The organism is Hyphomicrobium sp. DMF-1, from assembly GCF_027886585.1.
GTDB lineage: Bacteria > Pseudomonadota > Alphaproteobacteria > Rhizobiales > Hyphomicrobiaceae > Hyphomicrobium_C > Hyphomicrobium_C zavarzinii.
Map to the genome: position 1 here is coordinate 3127101 of NZ_CP115706.1, position 18832 is coordinate 3145932.

The 18832-nt window shown below is 64.2% G+C and carries 22 protein-coding genes and 1 tRNA gene; 16 read left to right on the forward strand and 7 right to left on the reverse strand.

Annotated features, from left to right (window positions below; translation table 11 throughout):
* The 3 genes from fhcD (at nucleotide 1) to PE058_RS14380 (ending at nucleotide 2095) form a co-directional block, all read left to right on the forward strand.
* Nucleotides 1–909 carry a formylmethanofuran--tetrahydromethanopterin N-formyltransferase gene (gene fhcD / locus PE058_RS14370; RefSeq protein WP_020086236.1) on the forward strand — a complete coding sequence of 303 codons (909 nt, stop codon included), beginning with the start codon at nucleotides 1–3 and terminating at the stop codon, nucleotides 907–909.
* Nucleotides 906–1715: a formylmethanofuran dehydrogenase subunit C gene (locus PE058_RS14375; protein ID WP_271028706.1), complete on the forward strand. Its 810-nt coding sequence runs from the start codon at nucleotides 906–908 to the stop codon at nucleotides 1713–1715. The genes fhcD and PE058_RS14375 overlap by 4 nt, the downstream gene beginning before the upstream one ends.
* A gap of 179 nt (nucleotides 1716–1894) precedes the next feature.
* The gene (locus tag PE058_RS14380) at nucleotides 1895–2095 is read left to right on the forward strand and encodes a hypothetical protein (RefSeq protein ID WP_020086234.1); all 201 of its coding nucleotides are present in this window, start codon (nucleotides 1895–1897) and stop codon (nucleotides 2093–2095) included.
* 44 nt (nucleotides 2096–2139) lie between these two features.
* Here the strand turns inward: PE058_RS14380 and PE058_RS14385 are convergent, their stop codons facing one another.
* Complete coding sequence (locus PE058_RS14385; RefSeq protein ID WP_020086233.1) at nucleotides 2140–2880, reverse strand: DUF1194 domain-containing protein; 741 nt, start codon at nucleotides 2878–2880, stop codon at nucleotides 2140–2142.
* 184 nt (nucleotides 2881–3064) lie between these two features.
* Here PE058_RS14385 and PE058_RS14390 point away from each other — a divergent pair, with 184 nt between their 5' ends.
* From PE058_RS14390 to PE058_RS14405, 4 genes are all read left to right on the forward strand, one after another.
* The gene (locus PE058_RS14390) at nucleotides 3065–3499 is read left to right on the forward strand and encodes a DUF2946 family protein (RefSeq protein ID WP_271028707.1); all 435 of its coding nucleotides are present in this window, start codon (nucleotides 3065–3067) and stop codon (nucleotides 3497–3499) included.
* 94 nt (nucleotides 3500–3593) lie between these two features.
* Nucleotides 3594–5858: a TonB-dependent receptor family protein gene (locus PE058_RS14395; RefSeq protein WP_271028708.1), complete on the forward strand. Its 2265-nt coding sequence runs from the start codon at nucleotides 3594–3596 to the stop codon at nucleotides 5856–5858.
* Between the two features lie 5 nt (nucleotides 5859–5863).
* Nucleotides 5864–6400, forward strand: coding sequence for a copper uptake system-associated protein (locus PE058_RS14400; RefSeq protein ID WP_271028709.1), 537 nt, complete (start codon nucleotides 5864–5866; stop codon nucleotides 6398–6400).
* A gap of 17 nt (nucleotides 6401–6417) precedes the next feature.
* Nucleotides 6418–7404 carry a DUF1775 domain-containing protein gene (locus PE058_RS14405; protein WP_271028710.1) on the forward strand — a complete coding sequence of 329 codons (987 nt, stop codon included), beginning with the start codon at nucleotides 6418–6420 and terminating at the stop codon, nucleotides 7402–7404.
* A 90-nt stretch (nucleotides 7405–7494) separates the two neighbouring features.
* Here the strand turns inward: PE058_RS14405 and PE058_RS14410 are convergent, their stop codons facing one another.
* A complete protein-coding gene (locus PE058_RS14410) occupies nucleotides 7495–7698 on the reverse strand; it encodes a hypothetical protein (RefSeq protein ID WP_020086229.1) in 204 nt (67 codons plus the stop codon).
* 311 nt (nucleotides 7699–8009) lie between these two features.
* Here PE058_RS14410 and PE058_RS14415 point away from each other — a divergent pair, with 311 nt between their 5' ends.
* Entirely contained in the window at nucleotides 8010–8756 is a 747-nt protein-coding gene (locus tag PE058_RS14415) for a cupin domain-containing protein (protein WP_271028711.1), read from the forward strand.
* A gap of 92 nt (nucleotides 8757–8848) precedes the next feature.
* Here PE058_RS14415 and pqqA read toward each other — a convergent pair whose 3' ends face one another.
* The 3 genes from pqqA to PE058_RS14430 all read right to left on the reverse strand — a co-directional run bounded on the left by pqqA (nucleotide 8849) and on the right by PE058_RS14430 (nucleotide 10894).
* Complete coding sequence (pqqA, locus tag PE058_RS14420; RefSeq protein WP_020086227.1) at nucleotides 8849–8938, reverse strand: pyrroloquinoline quinone precursor peptide PqqA; 90 nt, start codon at nucleotides 8936–8938, stop codon at nucleotides 8849–8851.
* Between the two features lie 171 nt (nucleotides 8939–9109).
* Entirely contained in the window at nucleotides 9110–9586 is a 477-nt protein-coding gene (locus PE058_RS14425; RefSeq protein WP_271028712.1) for a MaoC family dehydratase, read from the reverse strand.
* 24 nt (nucleotides 9587–9610) lie between these two features.
* Nucleotides 9611–10894 carry a patatin-like phospholipase family protein gene (locus PE058_RS14430; protein WP_271028713.1) on the reverse strand — a complete coding sequence of 428 codons (1284 nt, stop codon included), beginning with the start codon at nucleotides 10892–10894 and terminating at the stop codon, nucleotides 9611–9613.
* A gap of 241 nt (nucleotides 10895–11135) precedes the next feature.
* Between PE058_RS14430 and PE058_RS14435 the strand changes: the two genes are divergently transcribed.
* The 4 genes from PE058_RS14435 to PE058_RS14450 all read left to right on the forward strand — a co-directional run bounded on the left by PE058_RS14435 (nucleotide 11136) and on the right by PE058_RS14450 (nucleotide 14074).
* Nucleotides 11136–11867, forward strand: coding sequence for an NUDIX hydrolase (locus PE058_RS14435; protein ID WP_271028714.1), 732 nt, complete (start codon nucleotides 11136–11138; stop codon nucleotides 11865–11867).
* 112 nt (nucleotides 11868–11979) lie between these two features.
* Entirely contained in the window at nucleotides 11980–12891 is a 912-nt protein-coding gene (locus PE058_RS14440; RefSeq protein WP_020086223.1) for a PhzF family phenazine biosynthesis protein, read from the forward strand.
* A 110-nt stretch (nucleotides 12892–13001) separates the two neighbouring features.
* Nucleotides 13002–13796 carry an acyltransferase family protein gene (locus PE058_RS14445; RefSeq protein WP_271028715.1) on the forward strand — a complete coding sequence of 265 codons (795 nt, stop codon included), beginning with the start codon at nucleotides 13002–13004 and terminating at the stop codon, nucleotides 13794–13796.
* 23 nt (nucleotides 13797–13819) lie between these two features.
* Nucleotides 13820–14074, forward strand: coding sequence for a hypothetical protein (locus PE058_RS14450; RefSeq protein WP_271028716.1), 255 nt, complete (start codon nucleotides 13820–13822; stop codon nucleotides 14072–14074).
* Nucleotides 14075–14091: 17 nt separating this feature from the next.
* Here PE058_RS14450 and PE058_RS14455 read toward each other — a convergent pair whose 3' ends face one another.
* A complete protein-coding gene (locus PE058_RS14455; RefSeq protein ID WP_271028717.1) occupies nucleotides 14092–14646 on the reverse strand; it encodes a cytochrome b in 555 nt (184 codons plus the stop codon).
* Between the two features lie 468 nt (nucleotides 14647–15114).
* Here PE058_RS14455 and PE058_RS14460 point away from each other — a divergent pair, with 468 nt between their 5' ends.
* The 3 genes from PE058_RS14460 to PE058_RS14470 all read left to right on the forward strand — a co-directional run bounded on the left by PE058_RS14460 (nucleotide 15115) and on the right by PE058_RS14470 (nucleotide 17455).
* Entirely contained in the window at nucleotides 15115–16677 is a 1563-nt protein-coding gene (locus PE058_RS14460) for a 2-isopropylmalate synthase (RefSeq protein WP_271028718.1), read from the forward strand.
* 367 nt (nucleotides 16678–17044) lie between these two features.
* Nucleotides 17045–17120: transfer RNA gene (locus PE058_RS14465), tRNA-Lys, on the forward strand.
* A 143-nt stretch (nucleotides 17121–17263) separates the two neighbouring features.
* Nucleotides 17264–17455, forward strand: a complete 192-nt coding sequence (locus PE058_RS14470; protein WP_020086218.1) for a hypothetical protein — start codon at nucleotides 17264–17266, stop codon at nucleotides 17453–17455.
* 71 nt (nucleotides 17456–17526) lie between these two features.
* On the opposite strand, the gene PE058_RS14475 is transcribed toward PE058_RS14470, so the two are convergent.
* Nucleotides 17527–17796 carry a hypothetical protein gene (locus tag PE058_RS14475; RefSeq protein ID WP_020086217.1) on the reverse strand — a complete coding sequence of 90 codons (270 nt, stop codon included), beginning with the start codon at nucleotides 17794–17796 and terminating at the stop codon, nucleotides 17527–17529.
* A gap of 228 nt (nucleotides 17797–18024) precedes the next feature.
* On the opposite strand from PE058_RS14475, the gene PE058_RS14480 reads away from it, so the two are divergent.
* Nucleotides 18025–18831: an alpha/beta fold hydrolase gene (locus PE058_RS14480; RefSeq protein ID WP_271028719.1), complete on the forward strand. Its 807-nt coding sequence runs from the start codon at nucleotides 18025–18027 to the stop codon at nucleotides 18829–18831.
* Nucleotide 18832 lies beyond the last annotated feature (1 nt).

Genomic DNA, 18832 nt, shown 5'->3' on the forward strand with positions numbered 1-18832 from the left:
ATGAGCGCCATGACAAGAAACGGCGTCACGATCGACGACACCTTCGCCGAAGCTTTCGGCATGAGCGGACTCGGACTCGTGATCACGGCAGATACGCCGAAGTGGGCGATGATCTCCGCCCAGGTAATGACCGGGTTCGGCACCTCGGTCATCGGTTGCGGCGCGGAATGCGGCATCGACCGCGAGCTGTCGCCCTCGGAGACGCCTGACGGGCGGCCCGGCGTGCGGGTGCTGATGTTCGGCTTCTCGCCGGACGCGCTCGTCCCGCAGCTTCTGAACCGCGTCGGCCAGTGCGTGCTGACCAGCCCCGGCTCGGCCTGCTACAACGGTCTCGAAAGCAAGACCAAGATGGGCCTCGCCTCCGGTCCGCGCTTCTTCGGCGACGGCTGGCAGACGGCGAAGAAGCTCGGCAAGCGGCGCTTCTGGCGCGTTCCCGTCATGGACGGCGAGTTCGTGATCGAGGACAAGTGCGGCGTGACGACGGAAGCCGTCGGCGGCGGCAATCTGCTGATCCTCGGCCGCGACCGGGCCGGACTTCTCGAGGCGACAGAGGCGGCCGTTGCCGCGATTGCCAAGGTGGACGATGTGATCACGCCGTTCCCCGGCGGCATCGTGCGCTCGGGCTCCAAGGTGGGGTCGAAGTACAAGGGCGCCATCGCTTCCACCAACGACGCCTTCTGCCCCACGCTCAAGGGCGCGGTGAAGACGGAGTGCAGCCCCGATACCATCGCGGTGCTCGAGATCGTCATCGATGGCCTCACCTCGAAGTCTGTCGCCGACGCGATGCGCGCCGGTCTCAAGACCATCATCGAAATCGGCGCCGCCAAGGGCGTCACGCGGGTCTCCGCCGGCAACTACGGCGGCAAGCTCGGACAGCATCACTATCACCTGAAGGATCTGCTGCCATGAGCACGCTGAGCTTCACCCTGCGCTCCGCACCGAAGCAGGCGGTCAACCTGTCCGCGCTCATTCCGAGCAAGCTCGCGGGGCTTTCGAACGGCGCTATCGAGCAGATCGTGCTCGGCGACGGCGCGCACGCACCGCGTGTCGGCGATCTCTTCACCGTTTCCGGCACGCCGGGCGACGAGATTGCGATCTCGGGCGCCTCGCCTCTGCTCGACTATGTGGGCGCGGGCCTCGACGCCGGAACGATCACGGTCGAAGGCAACGTCGGCAATCATGCCGGACGCGGCATGAAGGGCGGCAAGATCGTCATCGCGGGCGATGCGGGCAGCTACCTCGCGTCCACGGCCACGGGCGGTCTCGTCCACGTGAAGGGCTCCGCCGGAGACTTCCTCGGCGGCACGCGCCCGGGCGATCGTTTCGGCCTCCTCGGGGGTACGGTCGTGGTCGAGGGCAACATCGGCCAGCGCGCCGGTGAGCGGATGCGGCGCGGCATGGTGGTGACGCGCGGGAAGTTCGGCCCGGCTGCCGGCTCGCGCATGGTGGGCGGCACGCTCTGGACGGAGGCAGGCTTCGGTCCCCGTCCCGGCCCGCTGCTGCGGCGTGGCACGCTGATCGGCCCTTCGGTCGACGAACTGCTTCCGACGTTCGCCGACTGCGGGCGCATCGACCCCGTGATCCTGCGCATTCTCTCGCGCTATGTGGCGGAGACGCTGGGCGCGCTCGCTCCCAAGGCTCTGCCGCCGATGGTGCGCAAGCTCGCCGGCGACCGCGCGACGATCGGCAAGGGCGAGATCCTGCTCACGGCCTAGGCCGCGCTCAACATTCTGTTTCCAGGTTCGGGCGGGCGCCTTTTCGGTCCCCGCCCGAAATATTTGTGCGCCATCCGATCCGTGGCGGCGGGCGGCGCGTATTCTCCGAGAGCGGATCGGACCCGCCGGGCTCAACCGGCGGCCTCTTTCAACCGGCCCGTCCCAGAGGAAATCAAAGCATGATCAGCATCATACTCTCTGCCTGCCTCGTGGCCGATCCGGGCCAGTGCCGGGACTTCAAGATCCCGCTCGACGTGGACATGGACACGCTTCAGTGCGCGATGGCCGCTCCGCCGTATTTCGCGCAGTGGATGGAGGAGCACCCGCAGTGGCAGGTGCGGCGCTGGAAATGCCAGCCCGCTGGTTTGAACGACACCTGATCAAGGCACAGCGCCCGGAGAGCACTTGCAAGCTCCCCGGCGCGTCAGTGCGCGAGATGCGCTTCCTTGCGGGGGAACTGGCCGCTTATCTCGATCATGAACTTCTGGCGGATGGCGCGGCCGAAATCGCCGAACCCGTTGGCCGGCAGAATGAACGAGCCCGGGCCTCCCATGACGTTCTCGCGATACCAGCCTTCGAGCGTGGCCCCTTCGTCGCCTTCCAGAATTGGCAGGCCATTGATGGTCACGCCGGAGGCGGCCAGCTCATCCCGCACGCTCGCAGGCGGCTCGTCCGGGTTGCAGTTCTCGCGGCCGTCTCCCGAGACGTCGACGACGATGCGCAGGGCCTTGGCGGGAATTTGCGGAACGACCTTGTCGGAGATCGTGCGCAGCATGCCCGAAAGACATGTGAACTCACCTGTCTGACGAGGGAGCGCCCGCACCTTGGCCGCGACGGCGGCCGCATCGGCAGCATTCGAGATGCGCTGCCAGGGGAGCGCGAGGCGGGGCTTGTCGGCCCAGGTGACCATCGAGACGAGAATGCCGCCCTGAGGGCCGTTTAGTATGGCCTTCAGCACCTCGGGATCCTCGAGCGCCTTGGCGATGCCTTCCATCTGCAGCTTGTAGCGATGCTCATCCACCGAATTGGAGACGTCGACCGACACGATGAGCGCGGTGTCGACCTCTGCCGGCATGTCGGCGAGTTGTGCATGTGCGAGAGACATGCCCGCGAGCGCAGCAGCGGCAAATCCCAGCCAAAGCCGGGCCGATCTCCATGACGTCATCGCATTCTTCTCATCTTGCTCAGATCATCTTTCTTTCATCATAGCCTTGCTCTGCACCAGCCCGCCAGTCTCCCTGGTGCCGACATGGCGCCGACACGGGGCCGCTTCCCTGTGGCTTTGGAAACACGCGTAGTTGGTACGTGCGTAATTCGGTCGCTTGCCAAGGTAGGGCTTGGCCCTTACCGTGACCCGGCTCGCCCTAGGGCTCACTTCCGACGGCGAGATGGAAAGGCTTCGCTACGTGCTTACTCGCGCGCCGATAACCGTGTTTCTGCTGTTGGTGGTGGCTCTGCGCAGCCTGCTGCCGATGGGCTTCATGGTGCAGGCCGCAAGCGCCGATGGCTCGCTCGAGATCGTGATTTGCACGAGCGCGGGCCAGAAGCTCCTGAGCGTGGATCACGACGAGCCTTCATCTCCGCAGAAGCCGCAGCACGTTGAGAACGGGATTTGCCCGTTCGCCTCCACAGGCGCCGCAGCGCTCGCTGAAGCCGCATCGCAAAGCCTTGCGAGCGAGGCCGAGTATGCCGCGATCACCTACACGCTCGCGGTCGCGCTTTTCTCCGAAACGCCGAAACCTGGCGCGACATCCGCGCGTGGTCCTCCCTCCGTCTTGATCTGATCCCGCTCGCTAGAGCGTCCGACAGTGGTTCGCGTTGCGTCCGTTTCCGGTGCACGACGACCTCTCCTCGCAGATTCAATTCGGACTTAGTGTCATGACATCGCCGTTCCGCCCGCTGGCTTCGTCCCGGCTTTTCGTTTCCGTTCCCACGGCCTGCTCTCTCGCGGCGCTTTCGGCTGCTGCGTTCTGCACGCCAGCCGTGGCTCAGCAAGCCGCCAAGCCTGTCACCGAACTTCCTGCCGTGACAGTGACGACCTCTCAGGGCAGCGCCAAGAAGGCGGCGAAGGCCAAGCCGCAGCAGGCACCTGCCCCCATCCAGCAGACCTCCGCCAGCGCGCCGCCGACGGATTCGGCCTCACTCCCGGCACCCGGCACCCGCTCGGGCAGTCTCAGCTCGCCCACGACCGCGGAAGCCACCGCCGACATTCAGCTCACGCCGGGCGCGGTCGAGGTTGTGCCCGACACCGCATTCAAGACGTCCACTCCAGCCGTCACGATCAAAGACGCGCTCGACTATGTTCCCGGCGTGTGGGTGCAGCCCAAGTGGGGCGAGGACAGCCGCATCTCGATCCGTGGCTCGAGCCTTTCGCGCAACTTCCATCTGCGCGGCATCCAGCTCTTCATGGACGGCATTCCGATCAACACGGCGGATGGCTACGGCGATTTCCAGGAGATCGATCCCACGGCCTATCGCTACATCGAGGTGTTCAAGGGCGCCAATGCGATGCGCTTCGGCGCCAACTCGCTCGGCGGCGCCATCAACTTCGTGATGCCGACTGGCTATGATTCCGATCTGTTCGGCGCGCGCATCGACGTCGGCAGTTTCGGCTTCCACAAGCTCTCCGTGAGCTCCGGCGGGGTGTACGGCGCAGCGGACTACTTCATCACCGGCACGTGGCAGGAGCAGGATGGCTTCCGCGACCACAGCGACGGAGAGAGCGTGCGCGGGGCCATGAACGTGGGCTACCGCCTGTCGCAAAACGTGGAGACCCGCTTCTACGTCAACGCCACCAGCGTGGACCAGCGCATTCCGGGCAGCGTGACGAGAGAGGAAGCTCTCACCAATCCCAAGGGGGCATTCGTCAGGCCGGGCTTAGGGTGGGACGGCAACGGCAATGACAACGTCGATCGCGACTATCAGCGCAACATCGACACCGTGCGCATCGCAAACAAGACAGCCATCCGGCTCGCGCCCGGCACCCTTCTCGAACTCGGCGCTTTCAACGTCGACCGCCACCTGATGCATCCCATCTTCCAGTGGCTCGACTATCGCTATGACGACTACGGCGGGTTTGCCCGGCTGACCGACGAGAGCACCATCGGCGGTTACAAGAACCGGCTCATCGCGGGCGTCAACCTGCACAACGGAACGATCGATACCAAGCAGTACGTGAACGTGCTGGGCCGGAAAGGCGCCCTCGCTGTCGACGCCGACGACACGGCGCGCAACTTCAGTGCCTACCTCGAGAACCACTTCTACGTGCAGCCTAACGTTGCGCTCATCGCAGGAACCCAGTTCCTGCATGCCGAACGGGATCGCGATGCGCATCTCGGCGCGGTCAGCGGATCGACGGAGTTCAATCTCTGGAGCCCCAAGGGTGGCATCGTGTGGGATGTCACGCGTCAATGGCAGGTGTTCGGCAATATCTCGCGCAGTGCGGAGGTCCCGAGCTTCGGCGAGAGCGTGAACGTCGGACCGACGGTCATTCCGTTCTATGACATCCGGGCGCAGCGGGCCACGACCTATGAAATCGGCACGCGCGGCGCGACAGAGGACTATAGCTGGGATGTCGCGCTCTACCGGGCCAACATCGACAACGAGCTCATGTGCTTCTACAGCGCATTCGGAAATTGCAACGTGAGCAACGCCGACAAAACCGTTCATCAGGGCATCGAGCTCGGCCTGGGCCTCGCCGTGATGAAGTCGCTCTTCGTTGACGGCAGCAATCCGGACAAGCTGTGGCTGAACACGGCTTATACGTTCAACGATTTCTTCTTCGACAACGATGCAACGTTCGGCGACAACGAGCTGCCGGGCGCGCCGCGCCACTACCTGCGCGCGGAGCTGCTCTACAAGCATCCCTCGGGCGTCTACTTCGGGCCCAACGTGGAATGGGTGCCCGAGGCGTACTACGTCGACAGCGCCAACACGCTCGAAACGGAGGCTTACGCCATCTGGGGCGCCAAGCTCGGCTTCGACAACGGCGGACCGATCACGGCTTACATCGAAGGCCGTAACCTGTCGGACGAAGCCTACATCGCCAGCGCGAGCATCATCGATCAGGCGAACGCAGCGTCAACGCTGTTCGAGCCCGGAACGGGACGCGCGATTTACGGCGGCGTGCAGGTCAAGTGGTGAGAGATATGCGCTTTCAGCGTCACGACCTCTCCTCCCGATCGTTCGCGGCGCTGATTGTGCGTACGTGGATGGCGCTGATTCTCCCGGTTCTCGGCGCCATCCACAGCCCCTTGCCGGCTCTCGCGCACGACGATGCGCACGAGATCCGTTCTCTTATCGGATCAACCTGGGATAAACCCGACAGCAAAGTGGTTACCGATCCCATCGCCATTTCCGGCGATCATGCGGTGGCGAGCTGGACACAAGGCGAGCGCGGCGGACGCGCCCTGCTCCGGCGCGAAGCCAAAAGGTGGACTGTCGTTCTCTGCAGCGGTGATCCGCTGAAGGCGGCATCCACGCTCGAGGAAGCGGGTGTTCCTCACATGGACGCCCAGCGCATCGCGGACGATCTGGCGGAGGCCGAAGCGCGCGTGCCAGCGGCAAGGCGCGCTCAATTTTCCCTGTTCGAGGGCCTAGCCACGATCAATGACATGGGTGAAGGCAAAGACCATCATGGGCCGACATCACCCGGTCACGAGATGCACAAGCACCATACCCCCTAGAAAGTCGGAAGGTCACCATGTCATTGAAAACGTCTCTTTTCTCCACGGCCGCGACGGCCCTGCTCGCGGTTCCGCTCGTCAGCGGCGCGGCCAATGCGCATGTGAGCCTCGAGCGGAGCGAGGCGGCTCGCGGCACTTCGTACAAAGCCGTGCTCAAGATCCCGCATGGCTGCGACGGCGCGTCCACCCATACCGTTCGGGTCGAGATCCCCGAGGGATTCATCAGCGTCAAGCCGATGCCGAAGCCGGGCTGGAAGATCGACACCGTGAGCGGCCCTTACGCGAAGACGTATGCCTTCTATCATGGAAAGTCGCTGAAGGAGGGCGTGAAGGAAATCCAGTGGTCGGGCGGCGACCTGCCTGACGCCTACTACGACGAGTTCGTCGCCTCGGGATTCGTCGCCAAGGAGCTCGATCCCGGTTCCTCGCTCTATTTCAAGGTCACTCAGCTCTGCGCCAAGGGCGAGCTCAAGTGGGTCGAGGTTCCGGGCCCCGGCGTCGATGCGCATGACCTCGAAGCCCCCGCCGCGGTGCTGAAGATCGCGGGCGACGCCAAGAGCGCGGCGACGGGCGGCGCCGACACGGGCTCGGCAACCGCCGGCTCGCTGGCCGTCGAGGACGGCTGGTCACGGGCAACCGCAGACGGTGCGAAGGTCGCGGCCGGCTATCTGACGATCCAGAACAGCGGGAGCGCTGCCGATACGCTCGTCTCCGTCGAGACGCCCGTGTCCGACAAGGGCGAGATTCACGACATGACCATGACGGACGGCGTCATGCGTATGCGGCGGCTCGCCGAGGGACTCGAGATTCCGGCTGGCGGCAGCGCGGAGCTGAAGCCGGGCGGGATGCACCTCATGTTCATCGATCTCAAGAAACAGCTCGTGGCGGGCGAGACGGTACCGGTGAAGCTGACGTTCAAGAGCGGTGCGGTGATAGAGCTCAAGCTGCCGATCCGCGCGCTCGGTAGCAGCAGCGGCAGCTCCACTGGACACAGCCATCACTGATCGATTGAGGCGCCACGATCCTCCGATGCGCGCTTCGGCGCGCATCGGATTTGTGTTGCACACGGCAGAATGTGAAATCAGAAAGCGCGATCAGAGCGAGACGTCGCGCATCATTGTTTCCTTGAGGCCCGTATCGTTGCCTCTCCAGCGCGCCACGGCTCTGCGGCGAAGCTCAAGCTCTTCTGTCCAAGGATAGCGGATCGGAGTCAGCTCGACCGGGTTCTGGGACCGATCGCGTTTCGGCAGGTACGTGACGGTTGCGACTGCCTTGGAAAGAGCGGCTGAGTTTTTCATGAGGCGATTACTCCGTTACGCTTCATTTGCTCAGTTGCCCGGCCGGAACGTTCAAGCTCAATGCCGGCCCCCTCGTCTTCGTTTCCCCTTTTCCTGCTTCTCTGTGTCTGCCCCACGCCGGTTGAGTTAATACCCGGTGCGACGCAAGGCAAAGTGAAAATAACTGCTATAGTGTTCACATCCCTGTCATGGCGCAGAGCACCATAATCGCGACGTGCCTGCTCACGGGATTCGAAGCAAATCGAACACTGTTCGGTGGTTCGCTCATTGCTCGTCGAGATCTGCCCGCGCCGGCCTGGAGACCAGAAAAAATGACTGAGTTTGTGCGCCTCTCCGCGCTCGGATCAGGCGAACTCGAGGACTGGGGGCCGATGCCCAGCGCAGATCTGATCTCGGGAACAGGGCAACAATACGGCTACCTCTGGCTCGATGATGCGGCCACGGGATTGATGATCGGTGTTTGGCAATGCTCGCCGATGACGGGCCGCATGGGACCGTGGTCCACCAACGAAGTGATGATCCTGCTCGAAGGCGCAGTGAGCATCGATCACGCCGACGGCAGCACGCTCGATGTGGCGGCCGGAGAGGCGTTCTTCATTCCGAAGGGAACTGTCTGCTCCTGGCGTCAGGAGGGCGACCTTAAGAAGTTCTTTGCCATCCACAACGACAGCTCGGGATTGACGAGCGCGGCCCCTTCTTCACTCCGCGCGCGCAAGATCGAGCGAACAACACCGTTCACTCCCGCCGACGGCCCGGACCCCGCGCTTCTCGCCGGACCGGCGCCCTCCTGCAAGGAAGCGCTCGCCTTCACCGATCTCACCGGACAGCTCACGGCCGGGCTCTGGTCCGCGACGCCCTATCGGCGCAAAGCCGTTCCTTTCGCGCGTCACGAGCTGATGCACATCATCGAAGGAAGCGTGACGCTCGATGACGGGAGGGGGCGCAAGGAAACCTTCGTTGCGGGTGACACCTGTTTCGTGCCGCTCGGCGCGAGCGCGGGATGGGAGAGCCAGGAGCCCGTGACCAAGCTCTTCTGCAGCCTCACCCCCAGCGGATGAGCGCACGCTCGTCAGGGCTTCCCAAAAACAAAGCGGCGGCCGCTTCCGCGACCGCCGCACGTTCAATGCAGGGCGTATTCGACGCCGTGAGCTTAGATCAGGTCGATCTCAGCCGGCAGATACGAGGTGACCTCGAGGCCAACTTCCTGCTCGCGAACCGAGGGCTTCATCCAGGTCTTCATGTTGTGATCTCCTTGGGTTGGGGGCGGGTTCCTCTGCCGCCGGTCTTCTGAGCTTGAAGGTAGCGAAGCGCCCCGGTTCCGGCCAATCGTATTTTCCGTGAGGCCCAATAAGTGGCCCTGATGCTATGGTGTAACAGTTCTCTCGTCGAAATCAGGCTCAATACGGATGGTTCAAGACGCGGTCGCGCCAGCCCTGCGCGGCACCACGAGACGCGCCGTCATGATCTGCACGACCTCGTCTCGCTGATTGAGCGTCTCGGTCCTCACCGTCACCATTCCCCGCTCCGGGCGCGAGGCGGATGCCTTCGCAGCGACCACCTCGCAGACGGCTCTCAGCTCATCTCCCGGCTTGGTGGCCCGGGGCCACTGCACCTCGCCGCCCGCGCCGATCACACCGCCTGCGATGGGCAGCCCGCTCGTCACCAGAAGCCGCATGGTGAGCGCGGCAGTGTGCCAGCCGCTGGCGACAAGACCACCGAAGAAGCTCTTCTTGGCGGCTTCCTCATCGAGGTGAAACGGCTGCGGATCGAAGCTCGCCGCGAACGCCTTGATGGCCTCGACGTCGAGACGCACGCTCGCGGTGATGAAGCGCCGCCCGACGGGGAGGTCCTCGAAATAGAGCGGAGGACCGGGAGACTCGCTGCTCATGCCGGATTTGTCTTTCTTCGATAGTCAGTTCTGATAGCCCGGCGGAGCCTTTTGCCAGGAGTAGCCGGCGGCGCCCTTGCGATAACCGAACTCGAACAGGGTGTTCATGTAGGTTTTGTCGAACGGCCCCACATAAGGAACTCCGAACTCGTCGTCCAGATAGGCGAGATTGAACTCCACCCCATCGCGCTGTGTCGTGAGATAGATGCGATAGAGATCGTTGACGCCGTTCGAGGCAGTCATGGTGGCGATGGCCTGCCCCGCGATGGCCAGCGTCTGTCGCTTGACCTGCTCCTCTGGCCGGAACAGGCGCCCGTTGCGGATCACGTAAGCGATGTCTTTGTGCTTCGCCGTGCCGACCACCCGCTCGACGGACTTGAGCCTCAGCGAGGGCGGATAGAGGAACGCCTGCGTCATGGCACCGCCGTCGACGTGCATCTCCTCGTAGCGCTTGCCGTTCACCGTCACGTCCAGCATGACCGGCGGGAAAGCGCCCGGGATGGACGCGGACGCACGCAGCACCTCGATGATGAGATCGCGCGCGCGCGGGTCCGGACTTTTTGCGATGGCTCCGATGTTCCAGATCACCGAGCGGGCCTGATCCAGATTGGTCGTGGCGACCAGGAGCAGACGCCCTTTGTCATACTCCTCGGCAATGCGCCGGATCATCTGCTGGTCGACGTGCCTGGCGATGAGCTGCCTCAGAGGCGTGGAGTCGGTCACCGCATCGCCCGAGAGGATGCTCAGGATGGGCTCCTTGTTGAAGATGTCGGCCGAGCTGGTCTCGGTGTAGACGCTCTTCAACTTGTCGTCGTACTCGGGGCCCAGGAAGGCGAACGGAGCCGACAGCGCGCCGGTGCTGATGCCGGTGACGACGCTGAACTGCGGACGGTCTCCCCGGGCGGTCCATCCCACGAGCAGGCCAGCGCCGAATGCGCCGTCGTCGCCGCCGCCCGATATGGCGAGAAACGTGGTGGTGGTCGAAGCGTCCGGCTTCTGTCCGGCGGCGGCGCGGGCCGCACGCGCCTTCGACACTACCTCGAACGCGAGAGCACGGAACTGCGCGGGATCGCCGTCGGCGTAGAAACGCGCATAGGGAATGTCGAGGGGTCGTATCTCGGACGCGAGCGCGAGCGGAACGGCAGGCAGGCGCTCGAGCGTCGCGCACGCGGAGAGCAGCGCGGCAACGACGAGCCCCGCGAGCGCGAGGCAGACGTGCTTGCACCGGCTCCCGCTTCGCGCGCGGCTACCCGCCGCGCGGACTGAGCCGCCCGGGCGCGCTCCCTTCTGATCCTCACGCTGCAACATCGAGGGCTGATCTCATTTGGTCCACCCGGCGAACACATAGCGGACCTTATGTCATTGTAATGACTTGCGGGAGCCTAAGTGGCCGTCCGCAGGCGGGTCATTGCGCCGCTCAGGTTGCATCACCCATTGGTCCGCCCCAGTTACCCAAGCGGCACATTTGGCCGTCTTTTCACGGGCCTGCCGATCCGCTATCTCGCCCTGCATTGCCTCCAGCCTCCTGATGAATGGATCGGAATCCGGCATGTGGCGTCACGATGAGACACGGGTATTCACCGTGGAGCGTGTCTCGCTCCAGGTGTCGGAGGGACCGTGGGCCTTCGCGGAGAGCCATGCCGCGGACATCAATGCCCACTGGCAGCGCCGGCTTCACGAAAGCCCGAACTTCTTCAACGGCACCGTCCATATCCTGGCCGACTACACCCTCTCCGGCCGCGCCCTTCTGGCCGGCCGGTTCCTACGGACCGATTTCAAGAGCTTCCTCTACTGGCGCGAGACCGGCTGGCAGGATCGCAGCGTGATGGACGCTTTCGGATCCGCGCTGATCCTCTCGGCCGAGGGGGATGTGCTGCTTGGGCGGCAACGCGCGGGCAATCTCAACGCGGGGCTCTGCTATCCGCCGGGCGGCTTCATCGATCCCCGCGACGTGGGGCCGGACGGGGTGATCGACATCGAGGGCAGCGTTCTGAGAGAGATCACCGAGGAAACGGGGCTCGATGCTCGCGTGCTCCGCCGCAGCGGCGGCTATGTTGTTACACTCGCGGGTCCCTCTATCTCGATCGCGGTGCCGTGGCAGTCCCACCTGTCCGGACCCGCCCTTCTCGATGAGGTAAGCCGCTTCATCGCGGCGGATCCCGACGGGGAGCTTTCGAGCGTCGTGCTCACCGCGCCTGGCGAGGCTTCTGCCGCACTCGCCATGCCGGACTATGCGCGGGCGTTGCTTCGGGACCTTCCGGACTTGAAAACTTCCGCCTAGGTGCTCTCGCCGCTTGGAGCGGAGCATTGGATGAGGCAGAGTGCGCGCGCTCTCACGTGCCCAGTGCCCTCCCAAGGCGGCGCCGGGTTTCCGCGGCTCTCAGGAAGGCTCCATGGCGCTCAAGTTCTATACGCTCGATGTGTTCACCGACCGCCGTTTCGGTGGCAATCCGCTGGCGGTCGTGCTCGACGCGGATGGGCTTTCCGGCGAGCAGATGCAGGCCATCGCGGGCGAGTTCAACCTGTCCGAGACGGTGTTCGTGCAGGCCTCCGAGCGGCCGGCCCATTCCGCCAAGATCCGCATCTTCACCCCGCGCAGCGAGGTGCCCTTCGCGGGGCATCCCACCATCGGTACGGCGACGCTGCTGGCCGAGCTCAAGGCGCCGATCCACAACGGCGAGCAGGACGCGCTCATCGTGCTGGAACAGGGTATCGGCACGGTGCGCGTGGGCGCGCGGGTGCGCGCGGGGTCACCGGCCTTCGCCGAGTTCGATGCGCCGAAGCTGCCCGCCGAGGCCGGCGTGCTGCCGCCCGACGATGTGCTGGCGGCCGGCCTTGGCCTCATCCCGAGCGAGATCGGCTTCGAAAATCACAGGCCGCTCTGCTTCGCGGCGGGCAACACGTTCGCCTTCGTCCCCGTGGCTTCCATCGAGGCGATACGGCGCGCGCGCGTAAACGGCGCGCACTGGGAGCGCGGGTTCGAGCAGCAGGGGATCGTGGGCGTCTACCTCTACACGCGCCAATGCGAGCACACGGCGAGCGCCTTCCACTCCCGCATGTTCGCCCCGCAGGTCGGAATTCCTGAGGATCCCGCTACCGGGTCTGCGGCCGTTGGGCTCGCGGGCATCGTCCATCATTTCGACCGCCTGCCGGACGGTACGCACAGGCGGATCGTGGAGCAGGGCTACGAGATGGGCCGGCCGAGCCAGATCGTGCTGACGCTGGTGGTGGACGGCGGCAAGCTCACCACCGTCCGTATCGGAGGCTCCTCCGTGCGCGTGTCGGAGGGGACGATCGAAATCTAAGCATTACCATCACGGTTCTGGCCGATTTCAAGCTAGATCGGGACGCCTGCTGGACGACGACGGAACAAGCGCGCTCTAGTGCGCAAATTCCGTTCTCGCCGGTTCCTTTTATGGTCGAACTCGTACCCACCCGAACTCACGCCACTACAGATGTATCCGGCCGCCGCCCGGCGCGCATCGAATCCGTTCAACTCCTACGAGCGATCGCGGCGGTTATGGTGGTGGCATTCCATATCTGGGCCACGGCCGCCGAGCAGGGATACGAAACCCTCTACTCGATTTTCCGGCACGGCGAAGCGGGCGTCGATCTGTTCTTCGTCATCAGCGGGTTCATCATCTATTACACGTCGGCAACGCGGAAAAACCTCACGGCCCGCACTTTTGCCGTCTCGCGCTTCTTGCGCATTTTCCCAACCTACTGGGCCGTGCTCGGACTCTATCTCGGGATCTGGCTCCTAAATGCCCTCGGCAAGCTCTCGGTCCCGGTCTCGTTCGAGGTCACCCCGCTCAGTGCGCTCTCGTCGATCGCACTCTTCCCCTTTCCCAACCAGATCATTCCAGTTGCCTGGACGCTCACGATCGAAGTGCTGTTCTACGCGGTCTTCTGCGCGACGTTCTTCCGGTTCGGCGCGCGTGGGTTTTTTCTGGCAATGATTGCGTGGGCGGCGGCGGCACAGCTCTACGCCCTGACGGGCGCGGCCCATAGCCCGTGGCTTTCATTCACTCTCTACGGCGGTGTCGTAGAATTCCTTTTTGGTGCCATCATCGCCCGCCTGTTCTTGCGCGGCCAACATGCGTTCCATGTACCCTTGCTTGCGGCTGGTCTGGGATTGATGTTCTTGTGGCTCGCGGGTGCGCAGGAGCTGTCCGGCAGCGCAATCAACAGGAATGGGGCGCAGGGGTAGCCAGCGCCCTCATTCTGTACGGCTTGCTCGGCTTCGCGATCTCGCTGCCGGCGCCGCTTCTCCTGCTCGCGGAGGCCAGCTACGTTATCTATCTCACGCACCTCCTGCTGATTTCGGTGGTGTTGCGCGTGTTTGGGAAAATGACGGGAGCCTCGCCGTTCGGCTCCTTCTGGATGACCAGCGTCGTGTTCGTGGCCGTCGTGGCGGCCGGGTGCCTCATCCATCTCTGGCTGGAGCGCCCGTTCCAGCGACAGCAAAAGAAGTGGCTCGCGACCTGACACCCGGCAGCAATGCGTCAGGCGCTCGGCCGCAGCGGGAGCATCCGCGCGAGCGTGTTGTCGCGGACGACGTAGTGGTGAAAGAGAGCGGCGGCCGCGTGTACGCCGATGAGCCCATAGCCGATCCGTGCGATGGTCTCGTGCGCCTCCTCGAAGCCTTCGGCGAGCGACTTGTCCACGCCGATGAGGGCAGGAAGCTCGAGCCCGAAGTAGGAGACGGGCACGCCTTCGGCGCTCAAGATCAGCCATCCGAGCAGCGGGAGCACGATCATCAGGGCGAAGAGCGCGAGGTGCACGGTGCGCGAGGTTACCTTCTGCCACGCCGGCAAGGGGGGCGTGATCGGCGGCGTCCGGACCATGAAGCGGGCCGCGATGCGAACGGCGACGAGCGCCAGGATCGTGATCCCTATCACGTAGTGCGTGCTTTTCATCAGATCGCGCGGGACGCTGCCGCGCGGGAAGATGTCACGAAACTCCATCGTGACATACGCGGCTGCCATCAACAGAAGCGTCATCCAGTGCAGCGCGATTATCGTAAACGGGTATTTTTCCGAGTGTGCCGATCCAGTCATGGGGTACCCCTTCGCAAGTTGCCGACCCCGCCACAGAGCGGCCGCCGTCACGCGGCGGCTGGCCCAGCGCAGCCGGAAGGCCATAAAGGGCCTTTCCGAAGAGAACTTACGCGCCTCGCGCTGACAGCGGCCTTACAGGGGGTGCCTTGCCCTTGCGGCACTGCCGCGCTTGCATTTTTGTCGCGATTTGGCTTATTCGTGAGATCGGACAAATTTTGTGGATGTCGCGAAGGCTCATGCGCCCATTCGCTGCGAGCATTGATCTGATGGCTGCCGGCACCGGAAACGGGTGCGGGCGCATCGTGATGCGCGCGTCCTCTCTCCTGACCCTCCTCCTTATCAGCCCCTGAGAACCGGGGGCCCGGCGCGCTGCCGGGCAGGTGCTCAGGGGATCGCCGACCGCACGCTGATAGGATTCCGCCAGCGACCGGACCACCGGCCTGGCCCCGAGGAAGGACCGATTTTCTCATGACCACCACACCGCAAGACGTATCCGGCGACCGCGTCGTCATCTTCGACACCACCTTGCGCGACGGCGAGCAGTGCCCCGGCGCCACCATGACCTTCGAGGAGAAGCTCGAGGTCGCGGACTGCCTCGACACCATGGGCGTCGACATCATCGAGGCCGGCTTCCCCATCGCCTCCGAAGGCGACTTCGAGGCCGTGACCGCAATCGCAAAGCGGGTAAAGCGGGCGACGGTCGCCGGGCTCGCGCGCGCCATCAACGCCGACATCGACCGCGCGGGCGAAGCCGTGCGCCACGCCAAGCGCGGGCGCATCCACACCTTCGTTTCGACCTCCCCCATCCACCTCGCGCATCAGATGCGGAAGTCGGAAGCGGAGGTGCTGGAGATCATCACGGCTACGGTGTCGCGCGCCCGCAACCTCGTCGAGGACGTGGAGTGGAGCGCGATGGACGCGACGCGCACCGGCATCGACTATCTCTGCCAGTGCGTGGACGCCGCAATCAAGGCAGGCGCCACCACCATCAACCTGCCCGACACCGTCGGCTACGCCACGCCCGAGGAATACTACGAGATGTTCCGGGCGGTGCGCGAGCGCGTGGCGAACGCCGACAAGGCGGTGTTCTCGACCCACTGTCACAACGATCTCGGCCTCGCGGTCGCGAACTCGCTCGCGGCGCTGAAGGCGGGTGCGCGGCAGATCGAGTGCACCATCAACGGCATCGGCGAGCGCGCGGGCAATGCGGCGCTCGAAGAGATCGTGATGGCCATCAAGACGCGCGGCGACGCACTGCCTTATCGCTCCGGCATCGAAAGCACGATGCTGGCGCGCGCTTCCAAGCTCGTCTCTGCGGTCACCAACTTCCCGGTGCAGTACAACAAGGCCATCGTCGGCCGGAACGCGTTCGCGCACGAGAGCGGCATCCATCAGGACGGCATCCTCAAGCACCAGCAGACCTACGAGATCATGACGCCGGAATCGGTGGGCGTCGGCAAGACGTCGCTGGTGATGGGCAAGCATTCGGGTCGCAACGCGTTCCGCACCAAGCTGAAAGAGCTCGGCTACGAGCTCGGCGAGAATGCGTTCGAGGATGCGTTCAACCGCTTCAAGGCGCTCGCCGACCGCAAGAAGCACGTCTACGACGAGGACATTGAGGCGCTGGTGGACGAGGAGATCGCGCACGCGCACGACCGGATGCGGGTCGTGGCGCTGCAGGTGATCGCCGGCACGAGCGGCCCGCAGTCCGCGACGCTGACGCTCGACGTCGACGGCAACCAGCAGACGGTACACGCGAACGGCAACGGCCCGGTGGACGCGATCTTCGCCGCCATCCACATGCTGGTGCCGCATACCGCCAAGCTCGAACTCTACCAGGTGCACGCCGTGACCGAGGGCACCGACGCCCAGGCTGAGGTTTCGGTGCGCCTCGCCGAGGATGGGCGCGTGGTGACCGGCCGCGGAGCCGATACCGACACCATGGTTGCATCGGCGCGTGCCTATGTGGCGGCCCTCAACAAGCTCATGCTCAAGCGGCAGAAAACCGCCAAAGCCGAGCAGGTTGGCTGATCAGACGCGGCCCTGCCGTGTTTGCGGCAAGAAAAGCTGTCTCTGCCCGGACATCAGGCCAGAGCTTCCGATCCGGTCCAATCGGACCAGAAGCTCTAGCCTTTTGTTTTGGCGCATTTTCTAACGACGAACCCGGCATCCACTTAGTCCGAAAATGCTCTGGACAGGGGGTGCGGCTGGTGATAGATGAACCGGCATTGGGGCCCTTCCTCTGTGTAGGCCAATGATTTACGCGTCAGACCGACAGGATCTGACACGATCATGGCCCGGCACAATCGTTCAGGGTCCCTTTGCCGTCCTATATGAGGCTTCCGGGCTCCAAGACGGCGCCGCGTCGACACCAAACGACGTTCGGTCTCAAGAAGATGGGTGATTAGCTCAGTTGGTAGAGCAGCTGACTCTTAATCAGCGGGTCCACAGTTCGAGCCTGTGATCACCCACCATTCTTCTCCTTAAAGCCCTTCCCTCATCTCTGCGCTGCGCAATCTGCTGCGGAACGCGCGGTTGGCTTGTGCGTTGGCTTTCTCGGACATCGGCTCGTGCCCACTGCATTCGGGGCCAGCCGCACAGCACCGGAGATCGCGCTATGGCCGACAGGAAATCCAAAAAGCACGTGGGTTATGGGGAAGGGCCGCGCGCGGATTACGGAGAAGGTTACGGGTACCGCAAGGAAGACCGCTCGAAAGGAGCGGATATCGTGAACGACTTGGGCGGCTTTGCCGGAGGAAAGCGGCCCAAGAAGCCACTCCCCGATCCTCACGAACCCGAAGGGGATTAAACGCATACTCAGTTGAACGTGCGACGATGAGGCAAGCCCCGGATCCAGTTGGGCCAAGGGCTTGCTGAGGGCTATTTCGAGCGTGATCCGCTCACCGAGCGCGAGCCGGATTCGCCGCTCGATGTGCCGGAGCTGGCCGAGCGGTCGGCATCCTGCCAATGTGCGGGACCCTGAACCACAGGCTTGCCTTGGAAGGTGCCGTCAGGGTTCTGCATCCTGTTCGCGTTCTCCAGGCTTGATTGGCTCTGGCTCTTCATCGGCTTTGATGTGTCCTTGGCCATTGCGACGGGTGCAGCACCAAGCAGAGCTGCGAGCGCAATGCCCATCATCACGGTCTTCATGAGCATTCTCCTCTGTCGCTCCGCCACCCTCTACCGATGTAAAGAGAACAGCCGCTCGGCGGCGCGGTTCCTCTCATGACAAAACCGTAAGCGCGACACCGGCGTGTGCTGCAAGGCAGCCATGATGGATCGGCATCTGCCTGCCGCGGCAGTCCCTTCCCTCGGCCTCACGCGCGGCGTTTGGAGAGCGCTCTCGCATCTCCGCCGATCCCGCTCTAGCCTTTGGCGATGGATGATTCGGATCTGAAGATCGGCACGGCCACGACGTCACACGGCGCGCTGTATTTCCTCATGGATCGCGATCCTAGGACGTTCACGCGGCCGATTGTGATCATCCTGCACGGCGCCTTGCGCAACTCCGACAACCTGCGCGGCTGGTATCCGGTGCTGTCGAAGCACTTCGACCTGCTGTTCGTCGATCTTCCGGGTCACGGGCGAACACCGGCGGACGGCGAACCGACGATCCGCGCCTTCACGGACCGTGTGCGTGAGATGATCCTGCGGCATTTCTCGGATCGCGAGATCGTCGCCGTGGGGGAATCCGTGGGCGGGCTCGTCGCGCTCGGCCTTGCGAACGGGCGCACGCCGGGCCTCAAGGCCGTGATCGCCGCCGATCCGCCGCTCTCGACCGCGAAGCAGTGGCCCATCTACGGCAACTTCACGCGCCGCGCGCGGGAGAACCCGATCGGCGACTATCTCATGACCTTCATGTTCAACACCTTCGGCTATACGCCCCAGGGCATCGACGGAGACCGCGTCTACTACTCGATGGTTTCGGCCGTCAAAATCCCGGCCTGCATCCTGACCGGCGACAGCCCTCTGTTTCCGGTGCGCTCGCAGCCCGTCATTCCCTGCCTGATGGACGAGGTCGACCGCTTCCTCATCCGCTCGCTCAAGAACCCCCATGTGTCGATGGACATCATCCCGGGCAAAGGGCACCTGTGCCTCGATGCGGATCACGAGCCGGCCCGCCGCGCGGTGTCCACCTTCTGCGCCGAGCACCTTCTGACGCAGACTGCAGGTGCCGAGAGCTGAA

Bases quoted from the DNA above. Each gene is read 5' to 3' on its own strand.
- fhcD (WP_020086236.1), top strand. From the start codon at position 1: ATGAGCGCCATGACAAGAAACGGCGTCACGATCGACGACACCTTCGCC.
- PE058_RS14375 (WP_271028706.1), top strand. From the start codon at position 906: ATGAGCACGCTGAGCTTCACCCTGCGCTCCGCACCGAAGCAGGCGGTC.
- PE058_RS14380 (WP_020086234.1), top strand. From the start codon at position 1,895: ATGATCAGCATCATACTCTCTGCCTGCCTCGTGGCCGATCCGGGCCAG.
- PE058_RS14385 (WP_020086233.1), bottom strand. From the start codon at position 2,880: ATGACGTCATGGAGATCGGCCCGGCTTTGGCTGGGATTTGCCGCTGCT.
- PE058_RS14395 (WP_271028708.1), top strand. From the start codon at position 3,594: ATGACATCGCCGTTCCGCCCGCTGGCTTCGTCCCGGCTTTTCGTTTCC.
- PE058_RS14400 (WP_271028709.1), top strand. From the start codon at position 5,864: ATGCGCTTTCAGCGTCACGACCTCTCCTCCCGATCGTTCGCGGCGCTG.
- PE058_RS14405 (WP_271028710.1), top strand. From the start codon at position 6,418: ATGTCATTGAAAACGTCTCTTTTCTCCACGGCCGCGACGGCCCTGCTC.
- PE058_RS14410 (WP_020086229.1), bottom strand. From the start codon at position 7,698: ATGAAAAACTCAGCCGCTCTTTCCAAGGCAGTCGCAACCGTCACGTAC.
- PE058_RS14415 (WP_271028711.1), top strand. From the start codon at position 8,010: ATGACTGAGTTTGTGCGCCTCTCCGCGCTCGGATCAGGCGAACTCGAG.
- pqqA (WP_020086227.1), bottom strand. From the start codon at position 8,938: ATGAAGACCTGGATGAAGCCCTCGGTTCGCGAGCAGGAAGTTGGCCTC.
- PE058_RS14425 (WP_271028712.1), bottom strand. From the start codon at position 9,586: ATGAGCAGCGAGTCTCCCGGTCCTCCGCTCTATTTCGAGGACCTCCCC.
- PE058_RS14430 (WP_271028713.1), bottom strand. From the start codon at position 10,894: ATGTTGCAGCGTGAGGATCAGAAGGGAGCGCGCCCGGGCGGCTCAGTC.
- PE058_RS14435 (WP_271028714.1), top strand. From the start codon at position 11,136: ATGTGGCGTCACGATGAGACACGGGTATTCACCGTGGAGCGTGTCTCG.
- PE058_RS14440 (WP_020086223.1), top strand. From the start codon at position 11,980: ATGGCGCTCAAGTTCTATACGCTCGATGTGTTCACCGACCGCCGTTTC.
- PE058_RS14445 (WP_271028715.1), top strand. From the start codon at position 13,002: ATGGTCGAACTCGTACCCACCCGAACTCACGCCACTACAGATGTATCC.
- PE058_RS14455 (WP_271028717.1), bottom strand. From the start codon at position 14,646: ATGACTGGATCGGCACACTCGGAAAAATACCCGTTTACGATAATCGCG.
- PE058_RS14460 (WP_271028718.1), top strand. From the start codon at position 15,115: ATGACCACCACACCGCAAGACGTATCCGGCGACCGCGTCGTCATCTTC.
- PE058_RS14470 (WP_020086218.1), top strand. From the start codon at position 17,264: ATGGCCGACAGGAAATCCAAAAAGCACGTGGGTTATGGGGAAGGGCCG.
- PE058_RS14475 (WP_020086217.1), bottom strand. From the start codon at position 17,796: ATGAAGACCGTGATGATGGGCATTGCGCTCGCAGCTCTGCTTGGTGCT.
- PE058_RS14480 (WP_271028719.1), top strand. From the start codon at position 18,025: ATGGATGATTCGGATCTGAAGATCGGCACGGCCACGACGTCACACGGC.